General features: G+C 61.3%; 5 protein-coding genes. All 5 read left to right on the top strand.

Features of this window, described 5'->3' with window-relative positions:
• Positions 1 to 930 (top strand): cell division protein ZapE (zapE, locus tag B4E36_RS13975; protein ID WP_345900479.1); only part of this gene is annotated, 930 nt, incomplete at its 5' end.
• A gap of 175 nt (positions 931 to 1,105) precedes the next feature.
• Positions 1,106 to 2,068 (top strand): malate dehydrogenase, encoded by a 963-nt coding sequence (mdh, locus tag B4E36_RS13970; protein WP_292052448.1) that lies wholly within the window; start codon positions 1,106 to 1,108, stop codon positions 2,066 to 2,068.
• A 29-nt stretch (positions 2,069 to 2,097) separates the two neighbouring features.
• Positions 2,098 to 3,294 carry an ADP-forming succinate--CoA ligase subunit beta gene (sucC, locus tag B4E36_RS13965; protein ID WP_292052446.1) on the top strand — a complete coding sequence of 399 codons (1,197 nt, stop codon included), beginning with the start codon at positions 2,098 to 2,100 and terminating at the stop codon, positions 3,292 to 3,294.
• Between the two features lie 6 nt (positions 3,295 to 3,300).
• A complete protein-coding gene (gene sucD / locus B4E36_RS13960) occupies positions 3,301 to 4,206 on the top strand; it encodes a succinate--CoA ligase subunit alpha (RefSeq protein ID WP_292052444.1) in 906 nt (301 codons plus the stop codon).
• A gap of 160 nt (positions 4,207 to 4,366) precedes the next feature.
• Positions 4,367 to 5,103: 2-oxoglutarate dehydrogenase E1 subunit family protein (locus tag B4E36_RS13955; protein WP_414673760.1), on the top strand; the 737-nt coding region annotated here is incomplete at its 3' end.

Genomic DNA, 5,103 nt, shown 5'->3' with positions numbered 1-5,103 from the left:
GGCAAGACCATGCTGATGGACATGTTCTTCGAGCTTGCGCCGATCGCGGACAAGCGCCGCGCCCATTTCTTCGCCTTCATGGCCGATGTGCAGGACAGGCTGAACGCCTATCGCCGCAAGCTCAAGGCCGGCGAGGTGAAGGAGGCCGACCCGATCGGCCCGGTGGCCGACGAGATCATCGCCGAAAACCGGCTTCTGTGCTTCGATGAGTTCACCGTCACCGATATCGCCGACGCGATGATCCTGTCGCGGCTGTTTTCCGCGCTGTTCGAGCGCGGCTGCGTGCTGGTCGCGACCTCCAATGTGGCGCCGGACGACCTTTACAGGGACGGTCTCAATCGTGGCCTGTTCCTGCCGTTCATCGATGTGCTTAAAGAGAATGTCACGGTAACGACACTCGATTCTGCTACCGACTACCGCATGGAGAAGTTCGAGGGCCGTCCGGTCTACCTGACCCCGCTTGACGAGAAGACGGCGGCGCGAATGGACGAGAACTGGAAGCTGCTGACCGGCAGCAGGGAGGGGGAGGCCGAGGAGATCGAAATGCGCGGCCGCGTGCTGCATGTGCCAAGGGCCTGTGGCGAGGTTGCCCGGTTTAGCTTCGATGACCTCTGCAAGAAGCCGCTCGGGGCCACGGACTATATGGCGATCGCCAGGCGATACCGCACCGTGTTCATCGATGGGGTGCCGGTGCTCGGCAGCGATAGCCGCAATGAAATCAAGCGCTTCATCATGCTGATCGATACGCTTTACGACCAGACGATCCGTACGGTGATCTCGGCGGCGGCCATGCCAGAGGATCTGCTCCCCGAGCGCAAGGGCCGCGAGGGCTTTGAGTTCGACCGCACCGCGTCGCGGCTTTTCGAGATGCGCAGCACGGATTACCTTGCAGCGCACAAGAAAAAATGGGCCGAAAATGCGGCGGAATGACGATCACGTCTTTTTGAATTCTTACCTTTACGTCAATTAAAATATATATAACCGATTGAAAATATTAGCGTCCGAAAAACCGGTTGAAAATCGCCCGGATAGGGGCTATCCCAACGTGCGACATGGGCAGGCTTTGCGGCGTGCTCGGAAATGGATTTTTCAGAGGATATAATTCATGGCGCGCAATAAAATCGCATTGATCGGTTCGGGCATGATCGGGGGCACGCTCGCGCATCTCGCCGGGCTCAAGGAACTGGGCGACGTCGTCCTGTTCGATATCGCGGACGGCCTGCCGCAGGGCAAGGCGCTCGACATCGCCGAATCCTCGCCGGTTGACGGCTTCGACGCCAAGCTTACCGGCGCATCCGATTATTCCGCCATCGCCGGCGCCGATGTCTGCATCGTCACTGCCGGCGTGCCGCGCAAGCCCGGCATGAGCCGCGACGATCTGCTCGGCATCAACCTCAAGGTCATGGAAGCCGTCGGCGCGGGCATCGCGCAGCACGCTCCGAACGCCTTCGTCATCTGCATCACCAACCCGCTGGACGCCATGGTCTGGGCGCTGCAGAAATTCTCCGGCCTTCCGGCCAACAAGGTCGTCGGCATGGCCGGCGTGCTGGACTCGGCCCGTTTCCGCTACTTCCTCGCCGAGGAGTTCAACGTTTCGGTTGAAGACGTCACCGCCTTCGTTCTCGGCGGCCACGGCGATACCATGGTTCCGGTCGCGCAGTATTCGACGGTTGCCGGCATTCCGCTGCCCGACCTCATCAAGATGGGCTGGACCACCCAGGAAAAGCTCGACGCGATCATCACCCGCACCCGTGGTGGTGGCGGCGAGATCGTGGCGCTCTTGAAGAACGGCTCGGCCTATTACGCGCCTGCCGCTTCCGCGATCGCGATGGCCGAAAGCTACCTCAAGGACAAGAAGCGCGTCATGCCTGCGGCCGCCCACCTGACCGGCCAGTACGGCGTTGACGGCATGTATGTCGGCGTTCCGATCGTTATCGGCGAGGGCGGTGTCGAGCGCATCGTCGAAATTCCGCTGGAAGGCGAGGACAAGGCCGGCTTTGACAAGTCGGTGGACGCCGTGAAGGGCCTTTGCGATGCCTGCAAGGAAATCGCGCCCTCTCTGAAATAAGCCGCTTTCTCTAAAAGGACGGATATCGAATGAATATTCATGAATACCAGGCCAAGGCTCTGCTCAAGAGCTACGGCGCGCCGGTGGCCGATGGCGTCGCCATCCTGACCAAGGATGAAGTCGACGCCGCGGTGGCGAAGCTTCCGGGCCCGCTTTACGTGGTCAAGAGCCAGATCCATGCCGGCGGCCGCGGCAAGGGCAAGTTCAAGGAACTCGGCCCCGATGCCAAGGGCGGTGTGCGCCTTGCGAAGTCTGCTGATGAAGTGAAGGCGTTTGTGGACGAAATGCTCGGCAACACGCTGGTGACCAAGCAGACCGGCCCGGCCGGCAAGCAGGTCAACCGCCTCTATATCGAGGATGGCGCCGATATCGACCGCGAGCTTTATTGCTCGTTGCTGGTCGACCGCACGGTCGGCCGTGTGGCCTTCGTGGTTTCGACCGAAGGCGGCATGGATATCGAGACCGTTGCCGAGGAAACTCCGGAAAAGATCGTGACCGTCGCCATCGACCCCGATACGGGCGTGACGGCCTCCGACGTCAAGTCGCTCTGCGAAGCGCTGAAGCTTGAGGGCGATGCCGCCAAGGACGCCGAGCGTCTGTTCCCGATCCTCTACAAGGCCTTTGTCGAGAAGGACATGAGCCTCTTGGAGATCAACCCGTTGATCGTCATGGAAAACGGCCGTCTGCGCGTCCTCGACGCCAAGTGCTCCTTCGATGGCAACGCGCTGTTCCGCCACGACGATGTCCGCGCCCTGCGCGACACCACGGAAGAGGACGCCAAGGAAATCGAGGCCTCCAAGTATGACCTCGCCTATGTCGCGCTCGACGGCAATATCGGTTGCATGGTCAATGGCGCAGGCCTTGCCATGGCGACCATGGACATCATCAAGCTCTACGGCGCCGAACCCGCGAACTTCCTCGATGTCGGCGGCGGCGCTTCCAAGGAAAAGGTCACGGCGGCGTTCAAGATCATCACCGCCGATCCGGCCGTGAAGGGCATTCTGGTCAACATCTTCGGCGGCATCATGCGCTGCGACGTCATCGCCGAAGGCGTGATTGCCGCGGTCAAGGAAGTCGGTCTCAAGGTGCCGCTGGTCGTCCGTCTCGAAGGCACCAATGTCGAACTCGGCAAGAAGATCATCAACGAGAGTGGCCTCAACGTCATCTCCGCCGATGATCTCGACGACGCGGCCCAGAAAATCGTTTCGGCCGTTAAGGAGGCCTGAGTAACCATGTCCATTCTGGTCAATAAAGACACCAAGGTTCTGGTTCAGGGCCTCACCGGCAAGACCGGTACGTTTCACACCGAGCAGGCGCTCGCCTATTACGGCACCAAGATGGTCGGCGGTATCCACCCGAAGAAGGGTGGCGAGCAGTGGAGTTCGGGCGTTGACGGTACGTCGCTGCCGATCTTCTCCTCCGTTGCCGAAGGCAAGGAAAAGACCGGCGCCGATGCGTCCGTGATCTACGTCCCGCCGGCAGGCGCTGGTGCAGCCATTCTGGAAGCGATCGAGGCTGAAATTCCGCTGATCGTCTGCATCACGGAAGGCATTCCGGTGGCCGACATGGTCAAGGTCAAGGCGAAGCTCGACAAGTCGAAGTCGCGCCTGATCGGTCCGAACTGCCCCGGCGTTCTGACGCCGGAAGAATGCAAGATCGGCATTATGCCGGGCTCGATCTTCAAGAAGGGCTCCGTCGGCGTGCTGTCGCGCTCCGGCACGCTCACCTATGAAGCCGTGTTCCAGACCACCAATGAAGGCCTCGGCCAGACCACGGCCGTCGGCATTGGCGGCGACCCGGTCAAGGGCACCGAGTTCATCGACATGCTGGAAATGTTCCTGGCCGACGACGCCACCCAGTCGATCATCATGATCGGCGAAATCGGCGGTTCGGCCGAGGAAGAGGCTGCCCAGTTCCTGAAGGACGAGGCCAAGAAGGGCCGCAAGAAGCCGATGGTCGGCTTCATCGCGGGCCGTACCGCCCCTCCCGGCCGCACCATGGGCCATGCCGGCGCTGTGATTTCCGGCGGCAAGGGCGGCGCGGAAGACAAGATCGAGGCGATGGAATCGGCCGGCATCACCGTGTCGCCGTCTCCGGCCCGCCTCGGCAAGACGCTGGTCGAAGTCCTGAAGGGCTGATCCAGTTGAGAAAGATGTCGTGGCGACCGGCGGGTCGCCACGAAAATACCGTTTTCCTCGTGATGTCACGGCGGCTCGACGGAATTTCAGAGGGTGGACCGGCGTGAGGCCGGTTTCACCGTTTCAAGCGGGAGGCGGACGAATTCGTCCGCGCGTGCACATGTCCAGGCAAGAAGCCAACGAACAATTTCTCCTGACCTCGTTTCTCGATGGGGCGAATGCCACCTATATCGAGCATCTCTACGCGGCCTATGAGGATGATCCGAATTCGGTTTCGCAAGAGTGGCGCGATTTCTTCAAGGCGCTCGGCGATGATCCGGACGCGGTGAGGAAGGCGGCCGAGGGCGCGTCCTGGAAAAAGGACAACTGGCCGGTCAAGCCCGCCGACGAGCTGACCGCCGCCCTTGACGGCAATTGGGGCGATGTCGAACGGGTCGTGGAGAAGAAGCTCACCGCCAAGGCGGCGGCCGAAGGGTCCGCCCTTTCCGGCGAGGAAGTGCTGCGCGCCACCCGCGATTCCGTGCGCGCGCTGATGATGATCCGCGCCTTCCGCATGCGTGGCCATCTGCACGCCAAGCTTGACCCGCTCGGTCTCGCCGGCATGGCGGACGACGATTACAACGAATTGTCGCCCCAGGCCTACGGCTTCACCGAGGCCGATTTCGACCGCCCGATCTTCATCGACAATGTTCTGGGACTGGAATACGCCACAATCCCGCAGATGGTCGATATCCTGACCCGCACCTATTGCTCGACGCTCGGCGTCGAATTCATGCACATCTCCAATCCGGAGGAAAAGGCATGGATTCAGGAGCGGATCGAAGGTCCTGAAAAGAGCATCACCTTCACCGAGAACGGCAAGAAGGCGATCCTGCAGAAGCTGGTCGAGGCCGAGGG

It is taken from the genome of Martelella sp. UBA3392 (genome assembly GCF_002358775.1).
GTDB lineage: Bacteria > Pseudomonadota > Alphaproteobacteria > Rhizobiales > Rhizobiaceae > Martelella > Martelella mediterranea.
The sequence above is the reverse complement of the archived record's forward strand: the minus strand, read 5'-3'. Positions and strand labels throughout refer to the sequence as shown.

Bases quoted from the DNA above. Each gene is read 5' to 3' on its own strand.
- mdh (WP_292052448.1), top strand. From the start codon at position 1,106: ATGGCGCGCAATAAAATCGCATTGATCGGTTCGGGCATGATCGGGGGC.
- sucC (WP_292052446.1), top strand. From the start codon at position 2,098: ATGAATATTCATGAATACCAGGCCAAGGCTCTGCTCAAGAGCTACGGC.
- sucD (WP_292052444.1), top strand. From the start codon at position 3,301: ATGTCCATTCTGGTCAATAAAGACACCAAGGTTCTGGTTCAGGGCCTC.